This is a genomic window from Brevibacillus schisleri, assembly GCF_055685845.1.
This window is the reverse complement of sequence record NZ_JBVNDM010000001.1, coordinates 4,576,758-4,603,332: the sequence shown is the minus strand read 5'-3', so window position 1 is coordinate 4,603,332 and position 26,575 is coordinate 4,576,758. Positions and strand designations below refer to the sequence as shown.

38 protein-coding genes and 2 tRNA genes are annotated in these 26,575 nt (G+C 46.3%); 28 read left to right on the top strand and 12 right to left on the bottom strand.

Annotation, left to right across the window (positions count from 1 at the left end):
• Positions 1 to 32 precede the first annotated feature (32 nt).
• Together ACUUHJ_RS21810 and ACUUHJ_RS21805 are read right to left on the bottom strand one after the other, a co-directional pair.
• Positions 33 to 1,121: an HD-GYP domain-containing protein gene (locus ACUUHJ_RS21810; RefSeq protein WP_289673803.1), complete on the bottom strand. Its 1,089-nt coding sequence runs from the start codon at positions 1,119 to 1,121 to the stop codon at positions 33 to 35.
• Positions 1,122 to 1,274: 153 nt separating this feature from the next.
• A complete protein-coding gene (locus ACUUHJ_RS21805) occupies positions 1,275 to 1,892 on the bottom strand; it encodes a MerR family transcriptional regulator (RefSeq protein ID WP_289673802.1) in 618 nt (205 codons plus the stop codon).
• Positions 1,893 to 2,125: 233 nt separating this feature from the next.
• Between ACUUHJ_RS21805 and ACUUHJ_RS21800 the strand changes: the two genes are divergently transcribed.
• The 3 genes from ACUUHJ_RS21800 (at position 2,126) to fabI (ending at position 3,925) form a co-directional block, all read left to right on the top strand.
• Positions 2,126 to 2,851 (top strand): ZIP family metal transporter, encoded by a 726-nt coding sequence (locus tag ACUUHJ_RS21800; protein ID WP_015892277.1) that lies wholly within the window; start codon positions 2,126 to 2,128, stop codon positions 2,849 to 2,851.
• Positions 2,852 to 2,905: 54 nt separating this feature from the next.
• A complete protein-coding gene (locus ACUUHJ_RS21795; protein WP_472299929.1) occupies positions 2,906 to 3,058 on the top strand; it encodes a hypothetical protein in 153 nt (50 codons plus the stop codon).
• A gap of 93 nt (positions 3,059 to 3,151) precedes the next feature.
• Complete coding sequence (gene fabI, locus ACUUHJ_RS21790; RefSeq protein ID WP_016742464.1) at positions 3,152 to 3,925, top strand: enoyl-ACP reductase FabI; 774 nt, start codon at positions 3,152 to 3,154, stop codon at positions 3,923 to 3,925.
• A gap of 151 nt (positions 3,926 to 4,076) precedes the next feature.
• On the opposite strand, the gene ACUUHJ_RS21785 is transcribed toward fabI, so the two are convergent.
• Both ACUUHJ_RS21785 and ACUUHJ_RS21780 read right to left on the bottom strand, forming a co-directional pair.
• Complete coding sequence (locus ACUUHJ_RS21785) at positions 4,077 to 6,494, bottom strand: UvrD-helicase domain-containing protein (RefSeq protein ID WP_472299928.1); 2,418 nt, start codon at positions 6,492 to 6,494, stop codon at positions 4,077 to 4,079.
• 71 nt (positions 6,495 to 6,565) lie between these two features.
• Complete coding sequence (locus tag ACUUHJ_RS21780) at positions 6,566 to 7,930, bottom strand: hemolysin family protein (protein ID WP_472299927.1); 1,365 nt, start codon at positions 7,928 to 7,930, stop codon at positions 6,566 to 6,568.
• A 285-nt stretch (positions 7,931 to 8,215) separates the two neighbouring features.
• On the opposite strand from ACUUHJ_RS21780, the gene ACUUHJ_RS21775 reads away from it, so the two are divergent.
• Positions 8,216 to 8,938 carry a YitT family protein gene (locus ACUUHJ_RS21775; RefSeq protein WP_472299926.1) on the top strand — a complete coding sequence of 241 codons (723 nt, stop codon included), beginning with the start codon at positions 8,216 to 8,218 and terminating at the stop codon, positions 8,936 to 8,938.
• Positions 8,939 to 8,947: 9 nt separating this feature from the next.
• Entirely contained in the window at positions 8,948 to 9,877 is a 930-nt protein-coding gene (locus tag ACUUHJ_RS21770; protein WP_289673798.1) for an MBL fold metallo-hydrolase, read from the top strand.
• On the opposite strand, the gene ACUUHJ_RS21765 is transcribed toward ACUUHJ_RS21770, so the two are convergent.
• Positions 9,847 to 10,209, bottom strand: coding sequence for a hypothetical protein (locus ACUUHJ_RS21765; RefSeq protein ID WP_173617081.1), 363 nt, complete (start codon positions 10,207 to 10,209; stop codon positions 9,847 to 9,849). The two genes, ACUUHJ_RS21770 and ACUUHJ_RS21765, sit on opposite strands and share 31 nt — an antisense overlap.
• A gap of 107 nt (positions 10,210 to 10,316) precedes the next feature.
• Between ACUUHJ_RS21765 and ACUUHJ_RS21760 the strand changes: the two genes are divergently transcribed.
• Positions 10,317 to 11,162: a PHP domain-containing protein gene (locus ACUUHJ_RS21760; protein ID WP_472299925.1), complete on the top strand. Its 846-nt coding sequence runs from the start codon at positions 10,317 to 10,319 to the stop codon at positions 11,160 to 11,162.
• 62 nt (positions 11,163 to 11,224) lie between these two features.
• On the opposite strand, the gene ACUUHJ_RS21755 is transcribed toward ACUUHJ_RS21760, so the two are convergent.
• Together ACUUHJ_RS21755 and ACUUHJ_RS21750 are read right to left on the bottom strand one after the other, a co-directional pair.
• A complete protein-coding gene (locus ACUUHJ_RS21755) occupies positions 11,225 to 11,647 on the bottom strand; it encodes a DUF3995 domain-containing protein (protein ID WP_173625050.1) in 423 nt (140 codons plus the stop codon).
• Positions 11,648 to 11,761: 114 nt separating this feature from the next.
• On the bottom strand, positions 11,762 to 12,277 hold the full coding sequence (locus ACUUHJ_RS21750; protein WP_087349183.1) for a TetR/AcrR family transcriptional regulator: 516 nt from the start codon (positions 12,275 to 12,277) through the stop codon (positions 11,762 to 11,764).
• Between the two features lie 199 nt (positions 12,278 to 12,476).
• Between ACUUHJ_RS21750 and ACUUHJ_RS21745 the strand changes: the two genes are divergently transcribed.
• Positions 12,477 to 13,376: an NAD(P)-dependent oxidoreductase gene (locus ACUUHJ_RS21745; protein ID WP_472299924.1), complete on the top strand. Its 900-nt coding sequence runs from the start codon at positions 12,477 to 12,479 to the stop codon at positions 13,374 to 13,376.
• A gap of 106 nt (positions 13,377 to 13,482) precedes the next feature.
• On the opposite strand, the gene ACUUHJ_RS21740 is transcribed toward ACUUHJ_RS21745, so the two are convergent.
• Together ACUUHJ_RS21740 and ACUUHJ_RS21735 are read right to left on the bottom strand one after the other, a co-directional pair.
• Positions 13,483 to 13,938: a GNAT family N-acetyltransferase gene (locus tag ACUUHJ_RS21740; protein WP_472299923.1), complete on the bottom strand. Its 456-nt coding sequence runs from the start codon at positions 13,936 to 13,938 to the stop codon at positions 13,483 to 13,485.
• A 77-nt stretch (positions 13,939 to 14,015) separates the two neighbouring features.
• On the bottom strand, positions 14,016 to 14,525 hold the full coding sequence (locus tag ACUUHJ_RS21735; protein ID WP_015892264.1) for a YjcG family protein: 510 nt from the start codon (positions 14,523 to 14,525) through the stop codon (positions 14,016 to 14,018).
• A gap of 145 nt (positions 14,526 to 14,670) precedes the next feature.
• On the opposite strand from ACUUHJ_RS21735, the gene ACUUHJ_RS21730 reads away from it, so the two are divergent.
• Positions 14,671 to 14,829 (top strand): hypothetical protein, encoded by a 159-nt coding sequence (locus tag ACUUHJ_RS21730; protein WP_015892263.1) that lies wholly within the window; start codon positions 14,671 to 14,673, stop codon positions 14,827 to 14,829.
• Positions 14,830 to 14,831: 2 nt separating this feature from the next.
• On the opposite strand, the gene ACUUHJ_RS21725 is transcribed toward ACUUHJ_RS21730, so the two are convergent.
• Positions 14,832 to 15,536, bottom strand: a complete 705-nt coding sequence (locus tag ACUUHJ_RS21725; protein WP_472299922.1) for an alpha/beta hydrolase — start codon at positions 15,534 to 15,536, stop codon at positions 14,832 to 14,834.
• A gap of 178 nt (positions 15,537 to 15,714) precedes the next feature.
• Between ACUUHJ_RS21725 and ACUUHJ_RS21720 the strand changes: the two genes are divergently transcribed.
• From ACUUHJ_RS21720 to ACUUHJ_RS21710, 3 genes are all read left to right on the top strand, one after another.
• Positions 15,715 to 16,254 (top strand): phosphatidylglycerophosphatase A family protein, encoded by a 540-nt coding sequence (locus ACUUHJ_RS21720; protein WP_026134194.1) that lies wholly within the window; start codon positions 15,715 to 15,717, stop codon positions 16,252 to 16,254.
• 417 nt (positions 16,255 to 16,671) lie between these two features.
• A tRNA-Ile gene (locus tag ACUUHJ_RS21715) sits at positions 16,672 to 16,748 on the top strand.
• A gap of 25 nt (positions 16,749 to 16,773) precedes the next feature.
• Positions 16,774 to 16,849 (top strand) — tRNA-Val (locus ACUUHJ_RS21710).
• A gap of 104 nt (positions 16,850 to 16,953) precedes the next feature.
• Here ACUUHJ_RS21710 and ACUUHJ_RS21705 read toward each other — a convergent pair.
• Both ACUUHJ_RS21705 and ACUUHJ_RS21700 read right to left on the bottom strand, forming a co-directional pair.
• The gene (locus ACUUHJ_RS21705; protein ID WP_472299921.1) at positions 16,954 to 18,153 is read right to left on the bottom strand and encodes a site-specific integrase; all 1,200 of its coding nucleotides are present in this window, start codon (positions 18,151 to 18,153) and stop codon (positions 16,954 to 16,956) included.
• Between the two features lie 13 nt (positions 18,154 to 18,166).
• Positions 18,167 to 19,072 carry a LexA family protein gene (locus tag ACUUHJ_RS21700; protein ID WP_472299920.1) on the bottom strand — a complete coding sequence of 302 codons (906 nt, stop codon included), beginning with the start codon at positions 19,070 to 19,072 and terminating at the stop codon, positions 18,167 to 18,169.
• A gap of 244 nt (positions 19,073 to 19,316) precedes the next feature.
• On the opposite strand from ACUUHJ_RS21700, the gene ACUUHJ_RS21695 reads away from it, so the two are divergent.
• The 17 genes from ACUUHJ_RS21695 (at position 19,317) to ACUUHJ_RS21615 (ending at position 26,406) form a co-directional block, all read left to right on the top strand.
• Entirely contained in the window at positions 19,317 to 19,598 is a 282-nt protein-coding gene (locus ACUUHJ_RS21695) for an XRE family transcriptional regulator (RefSeq protein WP_472299919.1), read from the top strand.
• Positions 19,599 to 19,611: 13 nt separating this feature from the next.
• Positions 19,612 to 19,932 (top strand): helix-turn-helix domain-containing protein, encoded by a 321-nt coding sequence (locus ACUUHJ_RS21690; protein ID WP_472299918.1) that lies wholly within the window; start codon positions 19,612 to 19,614, stop codon positions 19,930 to 19,932.
• A gap of 26 nt (positions 19,933 to 19,958) precedes the next feature.
• Positions 19,959 to 20,672 carry an ORF6C domain-containing protein gene (locus ACUUHJ_RS21685; protein WP_472299917.1) on the top strand — a complete coding sequence of 238 codons (714 nt, stop codon included), beginning with the start codon at positions 19,959 to 19,961 and terminating at the stop codon, positions 20,670 to 20,672.
• 16 nt (positions 20,673 to 20,688) lie between these two features.
• The gene (locus ACUUHJ_RS21680; protein WP_472299916.1) at positions 20,689 to 20,931 is read left to right on the top strand and encodes a helix-turn-helix domain-containing protein; all 243 of its coding nucleotides are present in this window, start codon (positions 20,689 to 20,691) and stop codon (positions 20,929 to 20,931) included.
• A 5-nt stretch (positions 20,932 to 20,936) separates the two neighbouring features.
• Positions 20,937 to 21,452, top strand: coding sequence for a sigma-70 family RNA polymerase sigma factor (locus ACUUHJ_RS21675; RefSeq protein WP_472299915.1), 516 nt, complete (start codon positions 20,937 to 20,939; stop codon positions 21,450 to 21,452).
• Positions 21,449 to 21,625 carry a hypothetical protein gene (locus ACUUHJ_RS21670; protein WP_472299914.1) on the top strand — a complete coding sequence of 59 codons (177 nt, stop codon included), beginning with the start codon at positions 21,449 to 21,451 and terminating at the stop codon, positions 21,623 to 21,625. Before ACUUHJ_RS21675 ends, ACUUHJ_RS21670 begins: the two co-directional genes overlap by 4 nt.
• A gap of 50 nt (positions 21,626 to 21,675) precedes the next feature.
• Positions 21,676 to 21,906 (top strand): hypothetical protein, encoded by a 231-nt coding sequence (locus ACUUHJ_RS21665; protein WP_472299913.1) that lies wholly within the window; start codon positions 21,676 to 21,678, stop codon positions 21,904 to 21,906.
• Positions 21,896 to 22,099 carry a hypothetical protein gene (locus tag ACUUHJ_RS21660; RefSeq protein WP_472299912.1) on the top strand — a complete coding sequence of 68 codons (204 nt, stop codon included), beginning with the start codon at positions 21,896 to 21,898 and terminating at the stop codon, positions 22,097 to 22,099. Before ACUUHJ_RS21665 ends, ACUUHJ_RS21660 begins: the two co-directional genes overlap by 11 nt.
• An 89-nt stretch (positions 22,100 to 22,188) precedes the next feature.
• Entirely contained in the window at positions 22,189 to 22,755 is a 567-nt protein-coding gene (locus ACUUHJ_RS21655; protein WP_472299911.1) for a host-nuclease inhibitor Gam family protein, read from the top strand.
• On the top strand, positions 22,752 to 23,327 hold the full coding sequence (locus ACUUHJ_RS21650) for an ERF family protein (RefSeq protein ID WP_472299910.1): 576 nt from the start codon (positions 22,752 to 22,754) through the stop codon (positions 23,325 to 23,327). Before ACUUHJ_RS21655 ends, ACUUHJ_RS21650 begins: the two co-directional genes overlap by 4 nt.
• Entirely contained in the window at positions 23,320 to 23,739 is a 420-nt protein-coding gene (locus ACUUHJ_RS21645; protein ID WP_472299909.1) for a single-stranded DNA-binding protein, read from the top strand. The genes ACUUHJ_RS21650 and ACUUHJ_RS21645 overlap by 8 nt, the downstream gene beginning before the upstream one ends.
• A gap of 12 nt (positions 23,740 to 23,751) precedes the next feature.
• On the top strand, positions 23,752 to 24,087 hold the full coding sequence (locus ACUUHJ_RS21640; RefSeq protein ID WP_472299908.1) for an HNH endonuclease: 336 nt from the start codon (positions 23,752 to 23,754) through the stop codon (positions 24,085 to 24,087).
• On the top strand, positions 24,059 to 24,259 hold the full coding sequence (locus ACUUHJ_RS21635; RefSeq protein WP_472299907.1) for a hypothetical protein: 201 nt from the start codon (positions 24,059 to 24,061) through the stop codon (positions 24,257 to 24,259). The genes ACUUHJ_RS21640 and ACUUHJ_RS21635 overlap by 29 nt, the downstream gene beginning before the upstream one ends.
• On the top strand, positions 24,246 to 24,572 hold the full coding sequence (locus tag ACUUHJ_RS21630) for a hypothetical protein (protein WP_173624432.1): 327 nt from the start codon (positions 24,246 to 24,248) through the stop codon (positions 24,570 to 24,572). Before ACUUHJ_RS21635 ends, ACUUHJ_RS21630 begins: the two co-directional genes overlap by 14 nt.
• A 17-nt stretch (positions 24,573 to 24,589) precedes the next feature.
• Positions 24,590 to 25,441, top strand: coding sequence for a DnaD domain-containing protein (locus ACUUHJ_RS21625; RefSeq protein WP_472299906.1), 852 nt, complete (start codon positions 24,590 to 24,592; stop codon positions 25,439 to 25,441).
• Entirely contained in the window at positions 25,374 to 26,189 is an 816-nt protein-coding gene (locus ACUUHJ_RS21620) for an ATP-binding protein (RefSeq protein ID WP_472301227.1), read from the top strand. The genes ACUUHJ_RS21625 and ACUUHJ_RS21620 overlap by 68 nt, the downstream gene beginning before the upstream one ends.
• A 4-nt stretch (positions 26,190 to 26,193) precedes the next feature.
• The gene (locus ACUUHJ_RS21615; RefSeq protein WP_472299905.1) at positions 26,194 to 26,406 is read left to right on the top strand and encodes a hypothetical protein; all 213 of its coding nucleotides are present in this window, start codon (positions 26,194 to 26,196) and stop codon (positions 26,404 to 26,406) included.
• The last annotated feature ends 169 nt before the right edge of the window (positions 26,407 to 26,575 follow it).

Genomic DNA, 26,575 nt, shown 5'->3' with positions numbered 1-26,575 from the left:
GATGAATAAGGAATCTCAGCTTTGTGGTGGGCCTATAAGGTTTTGACGATCGTCACGCTCATCCATTCTTTATCATAGAGATCGATTTCATAGGTGCTGGCTACTTCAGAGCCATCTTCATTAGTAAGAATACGGATTGTAGGTCGATTTACAGCCAATGGATTTACTTTGGAAACGACCCCGGTTTGTCCTGTACTCAACAATACAGTAGAGGCAACTGGATAAATAGCGACGTGCTGCAAAAACAGCTTGAGCAGGTCAAGGTCGAAATAGGTGTTTCCTGTAGCGAACAAGTACTCGGTAGCATCACTCGGCGAGTAGCTTTTCCGAAATGGACGCGGGGAAACTAAGGCATCGTAAACATCAGCGATTGCCACGATTCGTGCATACTCGTGAATGTTTTTCTCACTGAGCTGACGGGGATATCCTGTTCCGTTGTATCTCTCGTGATGCTGGAGCGCACAGTGGGCGGAGACGACCGAGATATTATGTTGATTCCGCAAAATATTAAAGCCTTCTTCGGTATGGTATTGGACACGTTGGCGTTCTTCTGCGCTTAATTCGGTAGGCATGGTCCAGAGCTCCTTAGGAACCTGTGTCATGCCGATGTCGAACAAAAGCGCACCAATTCCCAATTCCATCATCTGCTGCTGGTTGTAGCCCTTGGCCATCCCTACCACACCAGACAGAACGGCGACATTGACAGCGTGGTGAAAAAGGTAACCATCCAGCACGTGAAGACTGGACAGGTTGACTAAGATGTCTTTGCGACTGCTCAAGTCTTGGAAGATTTCTCGAAAAACCTTTTGAAAACTGCTTCCGAAATCAGGAGCGGACGTACGGCGCTTGATTTGCGGCTGGTCCATGAGGGTGGTCATCGTTTTGTACACGGCATCCACGGCTTCTTTACGCGTCTCATCGCGGATTACATCTTCCGGCATGATATCTTCTGTGTGCTTGTCTTGAATGTAGAGGGTATCAATTCCCAATTGAACAAGGCGTTCAATGTAACGGGGAGTTAGTTGTACCCCGATCCCCAACAGAACGTTCCCATTTTCTTGGAAAATGCTCTTGGCGATGACATCGCCCGGCTTTACCGAAGTAATATGCAATTTTCTCACAACGAAAGCCCCAGTCCTTTTTTGTGGAATGTAAATAGTCCTGATTTTCCGTCAGTTCATGTAGTACCATTTTATCACAGTAGAACATGGGGAGACTAGCGCTGTCCAGGTACTTCTCTTAATTGTCATTTTTTTCCTTATGGAAATACACGATTATTGCTCGGCTGCGCGATTTGAACGTGTAAACCAGCGGAATGGATTGAGTGACCAGCGAGGCTCATAGCGGGCATAGCGCTCCTTACGACGAGTCAAGCGTTGTTGCATAAGATCCAGTTCAAAAGTAACGCGACGCATTTCCAAGCGGAGGGACTCTTGCATTTCTTCTATGTCCACAATCTTTTGCAGAATGGTCGACTGCATATGATTCATAGAGGAGAGTTGAGTGAGCTCCTGCTGAAATTGGACGAGTGTCTCATGGACTGTCATTTCCACTTCTCGCATGCCCGTACCCAGCTTATTTGTGGCGCTGAGCGTAACGGCGGTTTCATCCGCACCCACGAGTTCTTCTTCCATGAGCATTTCCTCGGACAAGCGACCTTCTTCTATCAGTTGGCGCTGAATATCTTTTAACGAGCTGTTACCGTTATCTTTTCTTTCTTTCACTTCCTTGAGTAGTTCAAAGCCTGCTTCGCTGATCAAATAGTGACCCTGCGGATTTTTCAGACGTTCCTGAGCAGGTACGAACAAGTCCAGCCAGTTACGTAGTGTACGAACATGCACATCAAGGCGATCAGCTACCTCTTTTGAAGCCATCCAAACTTGTACATCCATCCCGAATCACTCCCTTTTTTCCTCTCGGTATTCCCGGTGGACTCATTATAGCACCAAAATTTTCCGGGTAAGAGAGAATCGACAAAGGTTCTAAAAACTAGTGATCTTTCGTCCGATTCGGACAGGTCGTCGTATTTTGTCAAATTTGCTAGGCTGCTCATAATGACCGGGACAGGCGCGTACATATGGAAGGAGTAAGCATGTTTTTGCTCGTTGGGTGAGGAGAGGACCGGATGATGCAATCTGTTTTCTGGATTGTCCTTTTGACTGCTGCCTTGGCGAGCAGTATCGGGGGACTGCTGTTATGTCTGCGTGCTTGGTCGTCTGAGGCATTGTTTGCGATGATCAGTGCAGGGGCTGGGCTACTGCTGGCGATTACGCTTCTAGATTTGATGCCACATGTCTTTTCTGATAAGAGCTTGTGGTTGATGCCATTTGTGCTCGTTGGTTTTGTTACGCTTTTTGCTTTGGAATTAATCAGCAAGTCGAGTGGAGAGTTTGGCTCCACGGGAATGATTGGGGTCATGACAGGTTTTTTATTACATGCATTTGTCGAAGGTGTCTCTTTAGTCGCGAGCTTGCGGATGGATTCAGAGGTTGGGGTATCCGTGTTGGTGGCCATGCTCCTGCACAAAATCCCGGATGGTGTAACCATAGCCTCCCTGTTGCTGGCAGCGACCAACTCGAGAAAGAAAGCATTTTGGGGCGCGACGTCCCTTGGGATTGCGACGATTGCAGGAGCTCTCAGCTTTGGTTTTGCTGAGCGAATGTTTCCATCGAATTGGTCTGGCATTATGCTGGCCATGACGACTGGTATTTTTTTATATGTATCCGCCAGCCATCTCGTCCCTTATATCGGACAAACCAAAAAGGCACAGTACGGGGTTTATTTTGTTGGCGCGATGGCCGTGTATCTGATTTTGTCTGCCTTTTTACACGCGAACCACTTGCATGCATAAAAGGGCCCATTCCTAGCCAGTCTAGTCTGAAGGAAGGGAGTGTGGACTTACAGCATGAACCATCAAGAGCAAATGCAAACAGACGATCATTTGCAGTCACTGACTGAGTTCCCGGTCATGGGGACATCGTTGAATCTATTGCAGGAATCGTGGGCTTCCTCTGAAGCTCTATCAACGCTAGGTGATCAGGCCGGAAGTACCGATTAAATTTTACACTGCCTCTCTCGTTTATCCACTCGTATCCATGGACAAGATCGGTTATAATGCAGGGGAATAAGTTGGGAAAGGGGCAGAGACATAATGAATACATTGTTGCAAGGAAAGAACATCGTCATCATGGGCGTAGCGAACCACCGCAGTATTGCCTGGGGAATTGCGCAATCCTTACATAATGCTGGAGCGAATCTGATTTTTACGTACCAAGGGGAGCGTCTGCGTGAAAACGTGGCGGCACTCACGGAAAAATTGGGAGTAGAGTCGCTGCTGGTAAACTGCGATGTCACGAAGGATGAGGACGTCGAAGCGGCTTTTGCTGTGATCAAAGAGAAAGTGGGCGTGATTCATGGCCTAGCGCATTGCATCGCGTTTGCGAAAACGGAAGAGCTCGAAGGTGAGTATGTAAACACTTCCCGCGAAGGATACGCATTGGCACAGGACATTAGCGCATTCTCCCTGGTAGCAGTTGCTCGTGCTGCTCGTCCGTTGATGACGGAGGGCGGAAGCATCGTGACGTTGACTTACCTTGGCGGTGAGCGCGTGATTCAAAACTACAACGTGATGGGCGTAGCCAAAGCTGCCCTTGATGCTTCTGTTCGTTATTTGGCAAACGACCTGGGCAAAGAGAACATTCGTATCAATGCGATCTCTGCTGGTCCAATCCGTACGCTTGCCGCAAAAGGAATCCGCAATTTCAACTCCGTGCTGAAGGAAATTGAGGAGAAAGCGCCATTGCGCCGTACGATTGACCAATCGGAAGTAGGCGACACGGCTCTCTTCTTATTCAGCAATCTCTCCCGAGGAATCACGGGTGAAATTCTGCACGTCGATGCTGGCTACAGCATTATGGGCGGCTAACCAGAAGCAAATTTCCCGAAAAAGAATAACAGGCCCCGCTTTCTCGCATACTATACCCAAAATGAATGCGTGAAAGGGGGCCTGTTTTATGTTTCCATTGATTACGAACATGGAAGAATTCTTGATTTATATGGGCGGTGGCTTTCAGTACTTACCTTCCCATCTCGGCGATGAAGCGGGAGGTGCGGGTCTTTCGTCCGAATCGCTCCCGGGGGATACCGATACACAAGCTGTGACGGGCCCGGGTAATCGCGACGTATAAGAGACGGCGTTCTTCTTCAAGCGCACCGGAGCCGCCTTTTCGCAGCTCATCCAATGTGTACTCATGAGGAAGGGCACCCTCTACCAGATCGGGCAAGAAGACGTGGTCGTATTCGAGACCTTTTGCCCGATGGATGCTTAAAACATGAACAGCTTCGTCCGGGAGTGGTCGCATCGTGCGCCACTCTTTTTCTTGTCGCGTCATTTGATCGATATAAGCTAAAAAATCGCTGATCGTCGCATGGCGCTTGGAAGCTGCGAGTATTTGCTGTAGCTCATCGCTCCAACGTTCCCGGCCATCTTCCCGGTCTTTCGCGCGTTTTTTTAGATAATCGCGCAGTTTGCCGTCCTCATAGATGAGCTCCAACGCCTGAGCAGGTGGAACATCCTTGCAAGCGGTAAGTATCTCATTGATTTGCTGCATGTGCTTGCGCTGATACGGTTTGAGCTGTGTCAGATGCGGAAGAACATGCAGAATCGGCTTGTCCTCGATGATGGCTTGGCTGCGCAAGGCATTCCACATTTCCGCTGAGATGTAGAGGGTCGACAATATTTCCTTTAGCGCATCGGTGTCATCCGGGTTTAACGCGAGCCGCAAATAATTCAGCGTCCAGCGAACCGTCTGGCGTTGGTAAAAGGATTCCTCCTCTTGTGTGTAATGAAAAGGAATCCCGGCTTCGCTCAGGCGCTCCAAAATGGGGCGTGCCGATTCATTGGTGCGGTATAAGATCGCGCATTCACCCAAAATGGCACCCTGCTCGCGACGATGGATAATTTCATCGACGATCCGGGAAGCTTGCTCTTCTTCGTCTTCCGGCTCGAATAAATACGTGTCACCTTCCTCGTGATGAAAGGACTGACATTCCTTTGCCCATCGCTCCCGGTTATGACCGATCAGCGAGTAGCCAAGACTGACGATCGAGGAATGGGAACGGTAGTTGACCTCGAGTGTAAATGTCGACGCTTGCGGAAAGTCTTTGGTGAAGCCCAAGATGTACTGCGGATCACTGCCGCGAAAGCCGTAAATGGACTGGTCGTCATCCCCGATGACACATAAATTGTTTTGCGGAGCGGCTAATAGCTTGACCGTCTCATACTGAATGCGATTGATATCCTGAAACTCATCGACCATCACATAGGTGATACGTTCCTGATACCGGCGCAGAAGTCCTGGATCATCGCGCAGCATTTCGTAGCAGCCAATGAGCATGTCGTCAAAGTCAAACCATTGATGCTTTTTCTTCGTGGCCTCGTAGAGAGGATAGAGCTGGATCGCTCGTTTTTCTGCATCACTAGTTGCTTCCCGATACGCGACCTCATGGGGGAGGATGTATTCGTTTTTCCAACGGCTGACAATGCCAAGTGCTTCGGTGATCTCTGTTTCTTTTAATGTGGCAAGGTCGTCATGACCGAGCAGTGCGCCAGTCTCGCGCATCAACCGCCATTTTTGCCAATCCTTTTTCAAAAGGCGCTGCTGATCCCAGCGTTCTGGCTGGTGATGCAGGAGCATTCGGTAAAAGATGCTGTGGAACGTTCCGGCAATCAGCTCACGTGCTTGTCCGGCGGGTAGCTGCCGGGCAATGCGCTGACGGATTTCATCGGCGGCTTTGGTTGTAAAGGTCACGACCATGATTTGATTCGGCTTTACGCCCAAATCTGAGATCAAGTGAGTCGTGCGTGCTGTCATGACGCGTGTCTTGCCACTTCCGGCTCCAGCGAGGATAAGAAAAGGCCCCTCGGTAGCGTGCACCGCTTGCTGTTGTCCCGGGTGCAGCGATTGATCGCGCATTTGCTCAGCCATGTGAGAAATGGTCTTCTTCGGCATCAAGCGTTTGCGGAAAACCGGTGGCTTCGGAGCTGGCGGGGGAGGCGTCGTGCTCGCACCAATCGTTCTCTTTTTCGGAATGCGAAAGGAGCCGATGGTTGTTGTATTTGCTTCATCTACGTCTATACATGCCTCGCTATGCTCCTTAGATGAGAAAGCGAGTGGTTCTTTCGCGTTATCGTCGTTGTGATCCTTTGCTGCCGTAGCAGCCAAGACAGCCTGAAAGGCAGTGGCAGCCGTCTCATTTATCGCTTGCAGCGAATCGAGAGGAGTAGGACCGTTTTCCGTCAGAAGCGGGCACTCCGCTCCTTCGGGATGGAAGAAATGCGGCTCAAAGCTGATGCCAGCATGAAGACGAAGCACCGATGCACAGGCTGGACAGCGTACCTTGTCCTGCCGGGCAGCCATGCGCCAAAACGGTATGCGGTTGTAGTTCTCAGGTAGCAACAGGATGGGTTTGTTGTCGAGTAAAGCGTAGTTCATCAGGACACCTCGGAAACAAGAAGTGCCCCCTGTCGGCAGGGGACACTTGCCATTATGGTTGTTCTTTTCGATTAGGAGTGCAGCGACACGATGTCCTCAGGAAGAGCAGACGAATCCTCTGCTCCCAAATACGTGATGCTCACCCGTGTAATACGATGGTTTTCTAGTTCACTGATCGCAAAAAGATAGCCTTGGAATGTGACGGTTTTGCCTTTCGCGACCTCTTCATTCAACTGGCTGTAGAGCCATCCGGCAATGGTGTCGACTTCGTCGGAAACGACTTCAATCGAGATGTAATCATTTAGTTCTGTCAAGAGAGTTTTGCCGGAAACCGAGAGCGTGTTGCTGGAGCTTTCTTCAATTTCAGGGCGCTCATTTTCATCGAACTCATCCTGAATGTCACCGACGATTTCCTCCAAAATGTTCTCCATCGTTAGCAGCCCTGCTGTACCGCCGTATTCGTCAATCACGATGGCAAGCTGGGAACGGCGCTTTTGCATCAAGCGCAAGACGTGGCTGATTTCCATGGACTCCGGCACCGTCAATAATGGGCGGAGAAAATCAGTTAACTCAGCTTTCCCTGTCGTCAGCGCAGAGAGGTAAAAATCTGAGATGTGCACAAAGCCAATCAGCCTGTCCTTATCCTCATGGGCGACGGGAAAGCGTGAATGACGAGACTCTCTCATGATTTCGAGGTTTTCGTCATATGTGTTGTCATCGTAGAGGCAAATCATATCAATCCGTGGGATCATAATTTCCCGGGCAAGACGCTCGGAAAACACGAAGACATTGTCGACGAGTGCCATCTCGGTCTGGTCAATGTGACCACTTTTATGACTCTGGTTCATGAGAAGGCGGATTTCTTCTTCTGTATGAGCAGATTCATTTTCGTTGGCAGGCTCGATCCCAAGGCGTCTGATCAGTAGATTGGCTGCTCCGTTTAAAAGCCAGATGAGCGGATAGCTCAGCTTGTAGAAAAACATGAGCGGTGCGGCAGTCCATAGGGAAGTGGCCTCCGCTTTTTGAATCGCCAAAGACTTGGGCGCAAGCTCTCCGAAGACGATATGTAAAAATGTGATGATAGCAAAGGCGATTGCAAGGGAGGTCGGACCGACCAAATAAGATGGGAAATGAAAAAATGCTATGACGGGCGCGACGTAATGGGCGACGGCAGGTTCACCGACCCAGCCTAACCCCAACGAAGCCAGTGTAATTCCTAGCTGGCAGGCGGATAGATAGGCGTCGAGCTCTCGTGTGACTTTTTGCGCGTAGCGGGCACTTTTGTGATTGCCTTCACTGACGAGCTGGGTCAGACGAGTTTGGCGAACTTTTACCAACGAGAATTCTGCTGCGACGAAGAAGCCGTTCAGAAGAACCAAAAATACCACGAGCAGCAGATTCAGCGTAATCTCCCCTATCGGACTCTCCAAGCACACCTCCGCCTCCCGCAGTGCGAAAGGGGGAGAATTCACCTCCGATACGATAATGGTATTTTACATGTACGACCAAAAATGGATAAATATTCGATCTAAAACCTGCAATGGATATGCTTTTCATGAGCCAAGCTACAGGTTTTCTTGTTACTCGTAAGTATACCAATAGGTCAACCGAACAGTCAAAACGTTCCGATTTGAACCAGCGCATTCTGAAGCAATGCTTGGACATACCTGCTTCTTTCCGATCATAAACATAAACGAGCACGATCCAAGGAGGGGAGCGACATGTACTGGCTGCAAAAAAGTGTAGCGATTCTCACAGGAAGCGTGCTTCTAGGCGTTGGAGTCAATCTTTTTTTGGTTCCGCATCGCTTAATGGAAGGGGGCATGATCGGGATCGGTTTGTTGGCGACATATTACATGCAGATGCCGACCGGTCTCATGATGATTTTGATCAGTATCCCTGTGTATGTCATCGTCTTTTATTATGATCGCAGCTTGTTTTTTCACAGCTTTCACGGCATGCTGATTTCTGCTTTCTTTATAGACATTCTCTCGGATATGCGTGGCTGGAATTTGTGGTCCATTTCCTTTTCCGCAGTTACTGGCGGTGTATTAATCGGAATGGGTGTCGGTTTGATGCTTGCCTACGAGACAAATACGGGGGGGACAGACCTGTTCGCCCAATTTCTTGCCAGACGATACAAGCTGCGCGTTGCATTGCTGATTTTTCTCATTGATGGGCTGATCGTACTCTGCTCGATTCAAACAATCGGGATGGAGAGGATGGTTTTCTCATTACTAACAATCGTTGCCGTTGCGGCGACCACGCATATGTTCAGTGGACTCGGACGACCTCTGCCACCGTATACGATCATTGGCCCGCTTTTTTCACGTAAAATGGATGATCGCTCATCGCGGCACTATGTAAACACGAGCACGAGATATAGGAATAGGGAAGGGGAAGGCGATATTTTGGAGAAAATAAATAGGAAAAGGATGAAATGAGGGACTGTTTTGTCTGGACAAGCATTTCAAATGATAACGGAGCGTGTTGGTTATTTTCCCGGTCATGTTAACATAGGACTTGTCATTGGTGAGCACGGAGCGATCCTGATCGATTCAGGACTGGATACCCAAAACGCCAAAAAAATCAAGAAAGGACTGGACGCTATCGCCCAGCCCTTGTGTGCCATTATTCAAACGCACGCTCATGCCGACCATTTCGGTGGCAACGCCTACTTGCTCGGATGCTGGCCAGAAGCAAGGGTCTATGCGCCACCGCTGGAAGAGGCGATCATTCGGAATCCGATACTTGAGCCCATTTACTTGAACATGGGTGCAGCCCCACTTGAGGATCTCAAAAACAAGTTTTTGCTGGCGCAGCCTTCTCGGGTGGACCACCTCCTTCCACTGGATGAAGGGATCGAAATTGGTGGCGTACCTTTCTCTATCCTTTCTCTGCCGGGGCATAGCTGGCAACAGGTTGGCGTCGTCTGTGAAGAGATATGCTTCGCTGCCGACAGTTATTTAGGCGAAGAGGTTTTGGAAAAGCACAAGCTGCCGTTTCTTGTGGATGCGCATGAGACCCTACTCAGTCTTCATAAACTGCTTGCAACCAACTACAAGGGGTACTTGCCTGGGCATGGAGCATATACCACCACCTCTCATGATGCCGTGAATAAAAATATTACTTGGCATGAGCGGATTTTCTCGGTGATCTGCGACATTTTCGTAGAGGAGAGAACAGCAGAAGAAGCGTTGGCTCTCCTGTGTGAGCGTTTACACATTACCATAGAAAATACTTCGAGCTATGTCCTGTTTCGGACGGCGTTTATGGGTTACTTGGTCGGGCTGCAGAAAACAAAGAGGGTGGCGTACCGGTTTGAACAAAATCGGTGGTTGTGGAGAACTGTTCAGGATGGAGCCGAGGGAGCAGAAAGGTAATCGGCGATTTCTGCTAGCTTATGCTCTGCAGCTTCGCGGACGGCCTTGGGAATGAAAAAAACTTCTTCGGACGTGGTGTTCATATAGAACTTTGCTTCCAAATACGGATGACCCAGTTTGACATTCAGTTCCCCTTTTCCGGTTGTTGTGCTGGTGTAGTTCGTAGGGATGCGCAAAAAATACGCGCTGCTGCTGGCGGAATCGTACATGACGACATCGTACGTGGGCATACTGTCCCCGCCTGAACGATGAAAGCCTTGCTGCCGCAGCATTTTGTCAACATAAGAGAGTGGCTGAACGACACCGGTAAGGGTCTTGTTTTTTAACCGCATGGACATCCTCCTCGGTTCAACCATTGGGAATCGAAGCTTAGTCTCATACTATGTGCGGCAATACCAATTCAGACTTGTAGAATAAAGAAAAGAAGGAGTGGACGAGAATGGAACTTATGGCAGATTTGCATACCCATACAAAAGCGTCAGACGGTACCTGCGAGCCGGCAGAAAACGTACGCTTGGCGAAGGAGGCAGGACTCGCTGCACTGGCGATCACGGATCACGACACGGTAGCAGGGATTCCAGAAGCAATGGAGGCTGCCCGTGCACTCGGCGTGGAAATCATTCCGGGAGTGGAAGTGAGCTCCGTAGGGAAGGGGCAGGATATTCACGTTCTCGGCTATTTTGTCCCGTATGAAGACAAAGCTTTTGAAGAGCGTCTCTTTCGTCTGCGAGAGACAAGGCATGAGCGTAACCAACTGCTGATCGCACGGCTGCAGGAGCTCGGTATCGACATTTCCCTGGAAAAGGTATACCGTCGCAAGCAGGGCACGGACAAAAACATCGGGCGACCGCATATTGCAGAAGAACTGATGGAGCTGGGTGTCGTTTCAACGATTGCAGAGGCCTTCGATAAATACTTGGGCAAAGGGGGAGCGGCTTATGTCAATCCTCCACGCATTACCCCGCAGGAAGCGATTACGCTGATCAAAGAGGCTGGCGGAGTGGCGGTGCTGGCTCATCCGGGTCTGTATGACGATGATGAGCTGGTCCAGGAGTTGATTGTATTCGGATTGGATGGGATTGAAGTCAATCACCCGGACAATGATGAGGTACAAAAAATGCGCTACAGCAAGTGGGCAGCGCAATACGGACTTGTTGTCACCGGCGGTTCTGATTTCCATGGCTGGCGTGGAGAGGAGCCGTTTCATGCGATGCTCGGCTCACATACCGCAGGGATGGATGCTGTTGAACAGCTACGGGCGATTGCGGAGAAGCGGAAGGTGTAATACATCTAAACATAATGGAAGCGACCCTCTTCTCTTTTATGGGAAGAGGGTCTTTGGTGAGCTCAAAACAAAGCTAGCAGAAAGGATATCCCTAACCACAAGCAAAGAGGGGTAAACAATGCCGTATCTCGACGGGCAAACTTCGTATTTTTTACTTTTTTAAAAAAGCCAATGTAGTTAAAGTCTCCCACAGCCCGCAGGACAAATACAGCAGCACAGACCATGCATCCCCATTGAATCAAAGAAGGGGAGAGTACGGGCGATAGATAGCCGCTCTGGGCGAGCAAAATGTAACCGGCACAAGCCAACAAGCAGGCAACAATGATCGTTCCGCCTTTCCCAGGGGAAAAAGTCCGGCGTGCATGATCGGCTGTTGTGGGAATGACGGAATCGGTCCCCCATTTTCCTCCGAAGGCCCAATAAAAATGCAGCAAGGACACGATGACCAAGAAGATAGCAGATGAGATGGGGAAAACATGCGTCATAGAAATGCCTCCTATTGATTTGTAAGGTCTTCACGAAAGATACGCACTCGTATGTTTTGGGTAAAAAAACCCCTGCACGAGACAATCTGTCAGGCAGAAAGGGGGAAGTGGGAATCAAATCCAAGTCATAAAATGTTGCAAGGGTGCGGACATATCAAAAGGCGTTTCCAGCTCTCGGCGAACGAGCCAGCCAATATAGAGGAGGTACGCGAGTTGAGCGCGTGCCTTTGCATCAGCCGGAGCCAGCCCTTTTTTCTCATACAGGGAGGCTACGAAGCCGATTCTGCGTTGCTCGATTTCCACGAGACGTTTGGAAAGGGCAGGATGCTGTTTCGCCCAATTGTAGATAGCGGCTTCGGTTTTTCGCTCGCTACTAAAAACGCTCGACAAAAGCTGTTCCAACGACATGCTGTCCGAGTGTGGCGCTCGAATGATCCGCTCGGTCGCATGCTCCTCCCAATAATCGATCATGGAGTCTAACAGTGCTTGACGATCTGGAAAGTGATGATAAAAGCTCCCTTTGCTGATCTTCAGTTTTCTGGCGAGAGGCTCTACACGAACAGCGTCAATGCCTGCTTCAGCCAACATATCGAGCCCCGCCCGAATCCAATCTTCACGTACGTATTGCATGGTTCACCTCAAAAGATACGATATCGTATGTTTCTAGTTCCATGTTATTCCACTGGGTGTGCAGTGTCAAGAAGAGTTGATTTTTGTATTGACATTCACACTAGTGTAAAGCTTTAGAATCGCAATCAAGAGCGGTAGACCTTGCATGTAGCGCCGGATCTTCTCGCTTGGAAAAATAAAACGAATGGAGTGTCGACCTGTGAATTCAGCATCAATTCCTGCCTCTGTAACTGTTATTGGCCTTGGCCATATGGGAGTAGCACTCGCGGATGCTTTTCTAAAAGGCGGTCATCCAACGACTGTCTGGAATCGTTCAGCAGATAAAGCCAAAGGTCTGGTTGAGAAGGGAGCAGTGCTGGCGGGCAGTGTGAGAGAGGCAATCGCGGCAAGCAACTTGGTCGTTGTTTGCTTATCAACCTACAAAGTCATGCAAGAGCAGCTTGCGCCCTTAGAAAATGAATTATCAGGGCGTGTCATCGTCAACCTCACTACAGGAACACCGGAGGATGCACGCAAGACAGCCAAGTGGGTAAGCGAGCACGGTGGGCAATATCTGGATGGAGCGATCATGGCTATCCCTCAAATGATTGGACTGCCCGAAACACTCATTTTCTACGGTGGGTCGAAGGCTCTATTTGAAGCATATGAACCGACATTGAAATTGCTGGGAGGTAACGCTGCCTATCTCGGTGAAGACTATGGTGTTCCGTTGATCTATGATTTGTCGCTGCTTACCATGATGTATGGGGCTTGGTATGGCTCCATGCATGCACATGCCCTATTAAGTACGGCAAACATAACAGGAACAGAGTTTCTTCCGTACGCAACCAACTGGGTAAATCACTTGATTGCCCCGCTCTTAACAGATCCGGTTGCCGCACGGGCACGTGATGAAGGAGACTTCACGACAGATGTGTCCAATTTGAATACGAACAAACTAGGACTTGAACACATCATCCATGCCAGCCAGGAACAGGGAATCCCTGTTGAGTGGTTGATGCCATTGCTAACATTGGCCACACAGAAAGTAGCAGAGGGCTACGGTGCTGACTCTTTTGATCGCGTCATTGAGGCAATCCGGAAACCATTGGTGAAATAATTCTTTTCTCTGGGGCAAATGAAAAACAACCTCGTTTCGCATGCTGATCATAACGAAAACGAGGTTGTTTTTCTGAAAGAGAAAATGGAGCTACACGCAGCTTCCCTTATTCGCGAATGGATTTGACCATCGCAATATGCTCGATACCTGCATCGTCAAATAAGTCGCCAAAAGGTTCATAGCCGAGCTTTTCATAAAACCGTTGGGCTTGCGTCTGTGCATTCAGCTTCAGGCTGTCATATCCGTGTTGCTTGGAGAGCTCTTCCATCTCAAGCATGATTTGGCGGCCCAGCCCGGTACCGCGTTCTGTTTTGGCAACCGCCACCCGTTCGATTTTTCCCACACCAGGTGCGTAGGTACGGATACGGCTAGCGCCCACTGGCTTTCCATCGCGGTAGGCCACAAAATGAATCGTCCCGCTATCAAGGGTGTCATGCTCATCGATTTCCAACTCTTCTGGTACTTCCTGTTCCTCGATGAAAACGATTCGGCGTACTGACAGGGCATCCGCCAATTCTTTTTCCGTGGTGACTCTTTGGATCTGGTAGGTTTGCAAGTTCATCGTATTCGTCCTTTTTTAGAAAATATCCCTCCCTACGATGGATACGCAGGGAGGGTTGGTGGTTGAGGATAGGGTGTTTATTTTTTGAGAAGGAAAGTCTGGTAAACGCTCCAGATGCCATCTTCGAGCTGATAAACCAAGTGGAAGCGATCAATTTCGCTGTTCAGGTCAATTTTTGCCATGCTTAGTTGACCGGTTACATCACGCAGCTCATCGTCGGACAGGTCGCGCCCGATGGTCAGATGCGGTACGTATGCGTAGGTTTCTTTTTCATTCACACACTGATTGGCAATCTTTTGATGCAGCTCGTTAAATGGTTCTTTGTTTTGCACAGCCAAATAGATCACGTTGGTGGTAGGGTGGAAAGAAGATACCCGATGGAAATGAGCTGAAAAACTGTCAGTAGAGGAGGCAACCTGCTCCAGATGGCTCACCAGCTCAGGCAGCTTCGCTTCGTCCAGCTCAAAGGCTTCCTTCAAACGGATATACGGAGGAACCAAAGCATAGCCCGGGTCATAACGTTTCCGGTAAGAGTTGGCTACTTCTTGCACCTTGCTAGATGGGAATATTACGATACTGTACATCATCAGAACCACTCCTCCTTACTATCTATCATGCTCTACAAGATATTATTTTAACAGAAAATTCTTCATTTGTGTAATGTTAAGCGTGGGTCCGTATATTCCTTGCGCCAAAGGAAAGACTGTGTAGTGCAAGGAGGTGCCGCATGGCATGCATACGGCTATGATGATCACATTCATTTTTCTCGTCCTGCTTCTACTGTCTGTGCTGACCTTCACGATCTTGACTGCGATACGAAAAGGAGAATTCGAAGAGGCTCTCGTATCGACGATCAAGGATGAAGGTCCACAAGAAGAACAGCCACGGTAAGTTTACCCGTAAAGCGTCTTTAGCATACGCGGTAGATTGCGCTGCCAGTGGCCCCACGTATGGTCACCCTCAAACGTTTCATAAATGAGGGTGGCTTTTTTCGTGCCCAAAATCTCGCGCAATTCCTCATTGGCCGCAAGAAGATTCAATGTGCCACGCCCCGTGCTTACTGTCGTCTCCTCCGTCCCAATTTCCAAATAAATGGTTTGTGGTACGGAAAAGTCAGCGTCCGCTACCAGACGATTTAGCTTTGCGTCCATGGCAATCGACTGGCAGGCAACTTGTCCAAACGTATGTGGATAGTTAAGCGCGGTGAACAGAGAGACAACCCCGCCCAAAGATTCCCCAAGAAGGGTTCGTGCGTTTCCCAAAGGATGTGTGGAGTAATGCGTATCGACATAGCTCACGACCTCTTCGGCGAGGAAGCGTCGGTAGGCCATGTGCTCCTTACCATCCGGATGATAACGGTCGTTCCGTTTGCTTTTCTCGACAGGGAGAAAGACAGCGATGATATCAGGCAATTCTTTGTCCCCATTCAATTGATCCAGCAAAGAAGCCATTCTGCCCAGCGCCAAGTAATCTTCCCCATCCTGTACGTAGAGGACTGGATACGAGTAGAGTGGCGAATAGCGTTGGGGTGTGTAGACAATCAGCTTTTCCGGCGTCCCCAAATGCCGGCTTTCCAAGATGATTTCCTCAAGGGCCACTGCGTTGTCCTCCTTATTGGGATATTCCTGTTCATTATTATACAGGAGCGAGCGGGCATGCCCAATAGTTTGGGTGTAGAGTTCGGCATTGGGCGAAAGATTGTCGCAATTTGGCTCGTGTGTGATACTATGGTAGGAAAACGACTTCACTCGATTTGTGGAAGGGGTTGTCTCTTATATGAAGAAGCAAGTACACAGCATCGAAGTCAGAAACGCTGCTCTCGCACGTTTGGCAGAACGCGGAGTGACGTTGGATGATATCGCAGAGATCGTCTATCTCATGCAGTCGCCTTACCATCCAGATCTCACAATGGCGCAGTGCATCGAGAGCGTGAAAGCGGTCTTGGAAAAAAGAGAAATGCAGCACGCCATCCTGGTTGGCGTTGAGTTGGATACGTTAGCAGAGAAAGGCCTCTTGTCCGAGCCGCTCCAATCCATCATTGCGTCAGATGAAGGACTATTCGGATGCGACGAAACATTGGCACTAGGCTCCGTATTTGGATATGGAAGTATCGCGGTGACCACCTTTGGGCATTTGGATAAGCACAAGGTCGGGGTGATTAAAAGGCTCGATACCAAATCGGGAGAGGGACGTGTTCACACGTTTTTGGACGACCTCGTGGCGAGTGTGGCAGCCAATGCGTCTAGCCGCATGGCCCATCGGATGAGAGATGAGCAGGAGGCCGAGTTGGCACGAAATGAGGCGTCGAAGCAATAGGAAGCCGAGCTGCGTGTCGAGGAGAAAGAGAAAGGGACGGAGCAGGCGGGGTAGGTTAGGTTTGGGTTGAGGGTGTTTGCTTCGATCGTTACCTAATTATCTTGTTTGTTGTTGTTAGCTTTATTGGATCGTTTTTGTCTGGCAGAGTCAATTCTCCACTGGTGTAGCTCATATGCTTGATGCAGCCATGTAAGAAGTGATGCCATCAGGTAGGTGATCTCCTTGTTTTGTAGGGGGAGGTGGGCAGCAGCGGTGGAGAATGGCTTTTTACAAGGGGAAAACAAGCCTGATTTCACTGGGTTTCTTAGTGTTCTTTTGGTACGAGTGAAAATTTTTACAAGAAATTATTCATTTCCTCTTGAAATCCATTTTACGATGCTGTATAGTAATAAATGTGATCGACGTCCGATACGATTCGGGCCCTTAGCTCAGTTGGTCAGAGCGGTCGGCTCATAACCGATTGGTCGTAGGTTCGAGTCCTACAGGGCCCACCATTAAACGATCACACACATATCCCATGATCCGGTAGCTCAGTTGGGAGAGCACCATCTTGACAGGGTGGGGGTCGCTGGTTCGAACCCAGTCCGGATCACCATATATCGAATGCTGAAACCCTTGGTAATCAAGGGTTTTTCTTATTTCTTATCCATCTCAAAAAATTATAAGTTTTGATTTGGGGACGGATTGGGGACGAATTCTCTACGCTTTGTTTTTTACGTTGGGTTCGAAGAGAGAATCAAAGTGTTTAGCCGCTTCTTTGTCAGCAGACCTTAGTGCATGACCATAAACGTTCATAGTGGTTAGGATGTTTGCATGTCCAAGTCGCTCTGAAATTATCTTCGCATGTACTCCTTTGTTAATAAGCAAAGTAGCAGATGTGTGTCTCAAATCATGAAATCTGATGTATTTTAGATTGTGTCTTTTTGTGAAACGTGACCACCATGTTTTTACGCTAGAAGGATACAAGGGTTTTCCAAAGTCTGATGAGAAAACAAAGAAATACTCGCCATCCTCCCAAAGCTCTGCAGATTTCATTCTGTCTTTTGATGATTCAAGTTTTAATGCTTTTAGATCGGGGATTAGGCTTTCAGGAATAGATACAATTCGCTTCGAATTCTTTGTTTTAGGTTCTTTGACGATATAGCCAATATCTTTCACATAAGTTAAGGACTGCTTTACATCTATTGTGTATTCATTTAGATCAACATTTTTCCACTCAAGACCCAATAGTTCCCCGCGTCGTAAACCGGTTGTTAAGGCAATAGTAATCATCACCCTCCACATTAAACTCTCCTTTTCCAGGGCAGCGAAGAGCAATTGAGATTCCCACTCATCATACACTGACATTTCTGCATGTTCGACTTTTGGTTTTTTTATTGCTTCCATTGGGTTTGATTTAATAACTTGCCAATCGGTAGCTCGATTGAATACGTTTTTTAATACCCGGTAGATGTATTCAATTGTCCCAGTGGATAATCTTCCGCTTTTACCGTCTTGTCTAATACCGTCATTTTCTAACTTGCGAATAAAAGAAAGAATATGCATTGGTTTGATTTGATCTAATTTCATATGGCCGAATTCTGGAATAATCCTGTTGTTAATATGGCCCATGTAGGTTTCAAGTGTTTTTGCTTCAAGGTTGTTCTTGGCATATTTATCAATCCACTCATTAATGAAATTTGAAACAGTCATTTTTTCTGGCGATATATACTCTCCTGCCTCAACTTCAATTTTAAATTTAGCCAATTCAAGTTCTAAGTATTCTTTGAGTTTTTTCGGTGTTAATTTTTCTTCAATACGGATAGTTTTGCTTTTCTTTAAACGTTTACCATGTGAATCGTATCCGGTTTCTACAATTAACCGGTATGAGTTTTCCCCGCGTTTTTCAATTGATGCCACTATAATAACCCCCTTATTTATTAGGCCAAAATTTAACCTCTACAACTTTCCCTAAAATCTTAATGTCTTTTGAGTGGTATAACATCGGTTCGTAGTTTGGATTAGAAGATACAAGCATTACCATATCGCCTTGTCGTTTAACGCGTTTAAGGGTTGCTTCTGAACCATCAATTGTAACCACCGCTATTTCATGTGGTTGTACTTCTTCTTGTTTTAAAACTATAACAACATCCCCATCTAATATCCGGTCTCCGGTCATTGAATCCCCTTTTACACGTAATGCAAACCCATCTCTACCTCTTAATAAATCGGGGTCAATTAATGTATATCCATCGTTGTATTCGTAGAATTCTAAAGGTTTTCCAGCAACAATGGTTCCAAGAACGGGGAGCTTATACATTTTTTCAACTGAATAACTACTCATATCTTCGGAAACTTGAAATTTATTACACTGGTTTAAATCAGATATATATTGGTCATATTGACTTGGGTTTTGTATCGCTAAATTAGTCAATAAATCTAATAAAAGTTCAAGTTTTTCGGCCTTGTCTAATGAGTTTATGAATTCAAGGGAATTGGCATAATTAATCCCTTCGTTCAATTCTTCTCGCGAAACCCCGCCAATACTCTCATACCCATCAAACTCCACATTCAATAGTTTCTTTTCTATGAGAGGTTTTACCAAAATCTCAAAATCATTTACCTTATCAAGGATCCTTTTAACTGATTGTGGAGCTGTTTCATAATAACCTTCCCAGATTAATCTATCTGGATCGCCGCCAGTTACTTCAGCAAATGCCTTATTAATCTCTTCGGATGCTGGATATTTAGGGTTGTTTCTTAGTTTTGAAATATATGATCTATCTACTTTAATCCCTTTCTTTTCCTCCATTTCTTTAATTATTTGCGCCAAACTCATGCCAGAGCTCCTAATATACTCGTCCACAATTTGAGAATAAGTCATCTCGATTTTTCAGCACCTTTACACTCTCTATTAGTAGTAATGTTACCACAGTGTTGACTTTTTAATCAACACTATTTTATTTTTGTGACGTTTTAATCATTGACTGAATTTCGAATCAGGTTTAATATGAAAATCAATTAGTGGTGATCAAAAAGTCAACAGTGAATTCTAAGTCACAATAACACTGAGGTGAAGTTCAATGATGTACGCCAAAATACTTAAGAATGGCATCCAAGATGCAGATTTGTCACTTGCTCAAATCTGTAGGAGACTTTCGAGAAAAGGAGTGATTCTTGATAAAGCAATCCTTAGCAAATTACAAAACGGAAAACTTGCTCCGGCAAGAGATGAGATCAATGTAGCACTCGCTGACGTATTAGGAATCGATTCAAAGAAATTCAGAATTGCTGCTGTAAAAGAAACTTTGTCTGGAGAGTTGTTGCAGTTGATTAAGGATGATCTTCTCTCTGATGTAAGTTGAAGGGAGGCCAACAATGAGTACAAATAAAAATCCAGACTTCCTTGAAGGATTAGTTGAACAACTTGCGGAGAAACTTTTGCCAGTGTTGCAAGAAAAACTTCAGAAAGAAGCGATTGAGCAGTATGAGCAAAGAAGATTAAATATCCCCGAGGCAGCTAGATACATAGGCACTTCCGAAGATTGCCTTTACAACATGTGCAGGGATAAATTGATTCCGCATTTTAAGATAGGTGCAAAAAACTCACGGAGACCAAAGATAATTTTCTCTCAAAGAAGCTTAGACTTATGGATTAAGCAACAGGAAACTGAAAACTATTCCTTGAGTTCCGAATAATGGACTAGTAGAAAGGGGATGAAAGTATGAGTCAGTTACAAATCGTTCAACAAAATGGGCAGTTGTTAGTGGACAGCAGAGAAGTGGCGGAAATGATCTTTGTAAGACACGCGGACCTTCTCGAAAAGATCAAAGGTTACATCCAGCATTTAGAAAACGGAGAATTCCGTTCTCAGGATTTCTTTATCCCAAACACCTACAAAGTGGATGGTAACAACAAAACCTACGAATGTTACCTCCTCACCCGTAAAGGCTGTGATATGGTCGCCAACAAACTCACTGGAGAAAAAGGCGTACTCTTCACAGCAGCTTATGTCACAAAGTTCGAAGAAATGGAACGTCAAGTGGTTAACCCATACCTCGGACTCAGTAGAGAGTTACAAGCGATTTTCACCATTGACAAAAAGACGCAAGAAATCGAAACCCGCGTTGAAAAACTCGAAGACAACATGACCATAGATTACGGTCAGCAGTTGTCCTTACAGAAGGTCGCAAAGAATCAAATCCTTACGATCGTTGGTGGCAAAGAAACGCCAGCATATCAAAATAAGCCTCTGCGGGACAAGCTATTCAGTTCCATCTGGAGTGACTACAAGGATTACTTCAATGTTGGGTCCTACAGGGATACAGCGCTTAAGGATTGCGATAGGGCTAAGGAGTATCTCAAGCAATGGTCACTACAAGGAAAGCTTTTACGCGAGGTAGAGGAAGCGAATCTGCAACTTACATTTGCTAGTTGAAGCGAGGTGAGAAAAAGTGGAACAAACCACACGAGCAGACTTTGCAGAATTCATCTTGAACATGAGAACGGCCGCTGGTTTAACTCGAAAAGGTTTGGCTGAGTTGATCGGTGTCCAGGAAAGTGATGTCACTTCATTCGAGAAAGAACGCATCAGGCCGACTGAATATCTGTATCAACAAATCAGACAAGTTGTGCGAGATGAAATCAACAGAAAGCGAACGAGCAAACCAAACAAATGGATTATTTTAGCGAGGTGAGTGATGTGGATATTGATATTGCGAAACACCAGAAGTTAATTAGGCATGTAATGAAAAGATTCAAAATCAATCCAAATGGATTTTTCGACAAAGATGATTATTACCAAGCAGGTTTAATTGGTCTTTGGATCGCCGCCAATAAGTACGATCCATCCCGTGGGACAAAATTTGCAACTTATGCAGTGCCGTGGATTCGATCGCAAATGAGCAAGCTTATAGATTATGAAAACGCCGAGAAAAGGGTAGCAAGAACAGTTTCTATCTACAACATAGTAAGCCAAAAAAACGATGTTCCTCTAATGATGCTAGATATTATCCCAAATGAAGTTGGGTTAGAAGAAAAGTTATTTGGAAACATTGAGTTGAATGATCGGATAGCAGAAGCGATGAAATACGAGCCGTTTATTGTAACTTGTCTACTTAATGGAGACAGGGCGCCACAAATAGGGAAAAAGATGGGCATATCCCAACAGCGTGTACATCAACGCTTAAAAGCTATGAGAAAGAAGTTGATGGCGTGATGGACAAGCTGATCAACCAGGATAGCCGCAGGACCCTAGCTTATTATCAGCAACTCATGATGACCGCAAAGACAGAAGGCGATATGCGTTTACATGAAAGCTGTGTGAAGATTACGCGTGAATTGACTGCCCAATTAAAAGAAAAAACAGTCTGCTCGCAACAGACTGCCTAAAAACAAAAAATGTTAACGGTAGAGTACCACGGAAAGGTGGAAGTGGTCAAATGAAAACATACGAAGAGTTAGAAATATACCGTAGCACGTTGGTGAGAAAGCTTCAGTTACATGAATTTGTGCTGGACAGCTTGAAGCAAGACGAGTGCCGTATTGCCAGCATGAAAGAAGATGTTGAACAGTGTAAACAGAAAATTCGTGAGGTAGATGCAGAAATTCGTGAAAAGTTGCTGCCACTATATCCAGAAGGTTTTGAAAGAGGTGAAGCCGATGCCAGTTAATTTAGATCGGTTCTCTCAGGGATTGCCTGATCAACAAGAAGCAAAGGTTGTGGCTCATTGCGATCACGAAGGCTGCGGCAGTGAAATTTATGATGGACAACTTGTTACAACGTTGGACCAATCATATTTCTGCAACGACAGATGCCTGTTTAATCATCTGGGAGCCGTGACGATTACGGCAGGAGAATACTAAACATTCAGTCGAGCGTGGCACAGTCATCGGAGCTGTAACGGTTATGTAGAGGTAGGGGCATGACAAACTCGATTTAGGGAGGGTTTTACATGAATGCATTGGCGCATTTGGAATTGGATGAACTTCAAGAAATTGCTTTTCATCTGCAAGAGGAAGAAATCAAGCAGCGATTCCGTATCACTGACTTGGATTCACTCAACTGGACACTTCGAAAACTTGCTGCTCTAGAAGCGAAGCGTAAAGAAAATGATGCACTAGCTCAGAAGGAATATGAACGCATTCGGGCCTGGGAAGTAAAGGTATCCAAGGAGATCGACGATCACAAACAATTCCTCACCATGTTAATAGAAGATTACGCAAGGCAACAACGCGCAGCTGATCCTAAATGGAAATCGACAACGCCATATGGAAAAGTCAGCTTCCGTAAACAACAGCCCAAATGGGAATATGACGAGCAGAAGGCCCTAGAATCAGTGCAATCAAATGGGTTGGACAAATTTATCAGGGTAAAGCAAGAGTTGGACAAGCAGACTCTAAAAGCATCTGTGCAGGTTATGGAAGATGGTCGTGTTGTTGATGTGGAGACTGGCAACTTTATCGAAGGTATCGCTGTAATGGAGCAACCAGAAGCATTTAAGGTGGAGATTGTAGGATGAGCAAAGCACAGCTCTATAAGAAAATCCACGAAGTCATGAAGGAAGTCGAATATCTACAAAAGGACGACAAAGTAGAGTTTGGTCAAACAAAGTATAAAGCGATATCAGAAGAAAAGGTAACCACCGCTGTACGTGCAAGCTTAATTAAACATGGATTAATCATCATCCCAGCAGAACAAGAGCACAGCAGGGAAGGTACACTTTCAACAGTCAACGTGAAATATAAGATTATCGATACTGAAACTGGCGAATTTGAAACAGCTGTCTCGTCCGGTACAGGTGCAGATACGCAAGACAAAGGTGTAGGCAAGGCAATGACTTATAGCTACAAATATCTTCTTCTCAGGACATTTGCTATTCCGACTGGAGAAGATCCTGACAAGATAAGCAATGCTGAATTGGAACAAAAGTCCAAATCAGTATTGAAAGCAAAGTGGGAGCAACTTGCAGGCAACCTGGATGAATTCGACAAGTGGTTTAAAAACATGATCAACAAAGGTAATACAGAGCAACAAATGAACGAGTTCTTGACACAAAAACTAATTGAAAAGGGCGTTGTTATAGATGAATAAAGTCATTCTCATTGGCAACTTGACGAAAGATCCAGAACTTCGCTACACACCAAATGGTGTTGCTGTTGCTACTTTTACTGTGGCAGTTAATCGCCCTCGCACCAATCAGGCTGGCGAGAAAGAAACGGACTTCATCAACATTGTGTCTTGGCAAAAACTTGCAGATCTATGCGCCTCTTCCTTGAAGAAGGGACGCAAGGCAGCTATTGAGGGCCGAATGCAGACGCGCTCATACGACAACAAAGAAGGGAAAAAGGTATTTGTGACTGAGGTGGTTGCTGAAAACGTGGAATTCCTCGACAGAAACAAAGAAGACCGTAAACCAGCTAACAATGACTTTGACCCGTTTGGTGATCCGTTCGCAAATGCTGGAAAGCCTATCAACATTTCAGACGATGACTTGCCGTTTTAGGCGGTGGTAAACATGATGCCATTTAATCCAGCGCCTAAACCGGATCACAAACGGCGTGCCCCTAAACGCAAGGAACAGGGCCGCATTAAGCCTCAAACCTACGCAAAGGTATTTGAACGCGACAACGATCAATGCATCTTATGCAGTCGTGGAGACAGTCTGCAATGCCATCATCACGTTTATAGATCGCAGCTCGGGAAAGGTACAGAAGACAACCTGGTCATGCTATGCGTCAGCTGCCATGAATTGGCGCATAGCAGCAAAGCTACAAGAGAACGGATTGGGGAGTATTTGAGGAGATTGTACAAGGAGGATGCTCATGAACGAAACAAAATCAACGAAGTTTGACCAGGACAACATCGGGCATCAGATTTTGGTCGGGACACTTGCGGCGCTGGTTGATGATTTCGGATACACTCCTCGGGAACTATTCGAATTGATTGAAGATGTAAAGAAACAAACCTACTTTACTCTTCTCGAAATGTCCAAAGAAAAAGGAAATGCCAATGGATCACATTAAACTCGTTGATGATATCCGAAGAGTATCGCAGCGCCTGGACAAGCTTCCAAAAGAACTTCGTACTCAGGCAAAAGCATATGCCGAAAAGGAACGGGAATACCGCGTTGCATTACGCCAAGAAATACTGAAATTACGAGCTGAAAATTTCCCTGCAACACTGATTAGCGATCTGGCAAGAGGAAACGTTGCAGATTTGAAGTTTGAACGCGACCTGGCTGAATCTCTTTTTAAAGCTACAGTTGAGTCTTCAAAAGCGATACAAGCTGAAATGAGTGGGTTGCAGAGCATCTATAGAAGACAGGACGAGATGTAAAAAGAAGGTGGTAGGTGGTGTTAAATGGGTGGGTATCGCTCCACAGAAAAATACTTGATAGCCCAGTTTTCCAAAACGAAAAGCTATTCAAAACGTTTGCTTGGTGCTTATTGAAAGCCAGACACAAAGAACATGAGCAGATGGTAGGTAAGCAAAAAGTGAAGCTTCTTCCAGGTCAATTTGTATACGGAAGAAAGGCAGCTGCAAGAGAATTAGGCATGCCTGAGTCAACTGTCCGAAATAATATAGACTTCTTAAAAAAGGACGGCTGCTTGGACATCAAGACGGACAGCAAATTTAGCGTCATAACCGTTGTAAATTGGGGCTTTTACCAATCTGAATCCTCGGATGCGGACAGCAAAAAGGACAGCTCAGAGGACACGAAAAGGACAGCAAAAGGACAGCAAAAGGACACAAACAATAATGGTAATAATGATAACAATGGTAATAAAAAAGATATTTATGCAGATGCAGATAGTAACCCCTTCCTGTTCTACGAAATGAATTTTGGTGGATCAATCCCATCGATGGTTCAGCAAGATATCATAGCTTGGGAAACAGAGTTGCCAACTGAAATGATTATCGAGGCTATGAGAAGATCAATTAAAGCAAACGTACGAACATGGAATTATGTCGAATCCATTTTGATGAGTTGGCATCGAGACGGAATTAAAACTATCGAAGCAGCTATGGCAGAACAAGCTGAATATGAACGTAAGAAGGCTGTAAAAGGAGGCGCGCAACATGGAGGGACTAGACAAAGTTCTGGAGCGAATCCAAGCAAGGGCGGAACAAGCCCGTTTGACGGCTTCAAAGTCCCAACCAAAAAACGAGAATTCGAACCAGCCGAACAAGACAGTTTGTTCTAAATGCAACGGAGTACAAGGTATCTTGCGGACGTGGTATGAAGACAAAGTGTTCACCAAATTAGTGGGCGGCGAATGGATCACTGAAACGCGACAAATAAAGTGCGAAAGTTGGGAATGGTGCACATGCTATCTAAAAAAGCGCACCTTAGCAGCCAGCAAGATCACTGAGGATTTCAAGGAGAAAGGATTTAAAAACTTCTCCATAGATGGTCGTCCAGAAATCGTAAGAGAGTTGTTCCAAGTAGCCAAAGATTACACCATGAAGTTTGAGAAGATACGCAAAGAACGGAGAAATTCAATTGCGTTTCTTGGGAATCCTGGGGTTGGAAAAACTCATTTGCTCATGGCTGCTTGCAACAACCTGATGCATCAGAATGTGCCTGTAACGTACTTTCCTTGGGTCGAAGGTTGGAACGAAATAAAAGATGATTTCGACTTGCTGAACAAGCGCGTGAACATGCTCAAGGAATGTGAGTTGCTATTCATAGACGATTTGTTCAAGGGTAGACCGATGGACGAGCATGGTCGCGGTGGGCCGACAGCATTCCAATTAGAGCAGTTATTCGGGATCGTGAACTATCGCTACTTAGAAAAAAAGCCCCTCATGCTTTCGTCTGAGTGGTCTTTCGAGAAAATTGTAAAGGCTGACGAGGGAATTGGTTCCAGATTGGTGCAGATGTGCAAGGACTACACCGTAGAGGTATCTGGAAATCCATTCGAATTGAATTATCGCCTGATAGGGGAGTAATGACATGCAACTTGATTATCACGGGAAAACATACACAGTTGTTGACTTCGCCCGAAGCACAGTATTGCCGGAAGAGTTTATTGTGCTGAAAGGCGAAGACGAAATGTTAGTCGCACCAACTCATGATTTATCAGGACTAAAACACGGGGGTGTAAGCCTGAATGAAATCAAAAGCAAATGCGCGATCGCTCTTCCGAGACTTGAATCGCAAGAATGATCGAAAGACAACCAAACTAGAGTCATACGCAAAGCGACCAGTGAAGACATACTTCCGATACTGCTAGCGCGCTGCCAGACGAACGGAAACAGGGTAAATTTCAACGGAAGAATTAGAATCGACTGAATGCATGGATAGGAGTAAACAGTCGATTACGGAGCATCCTAGA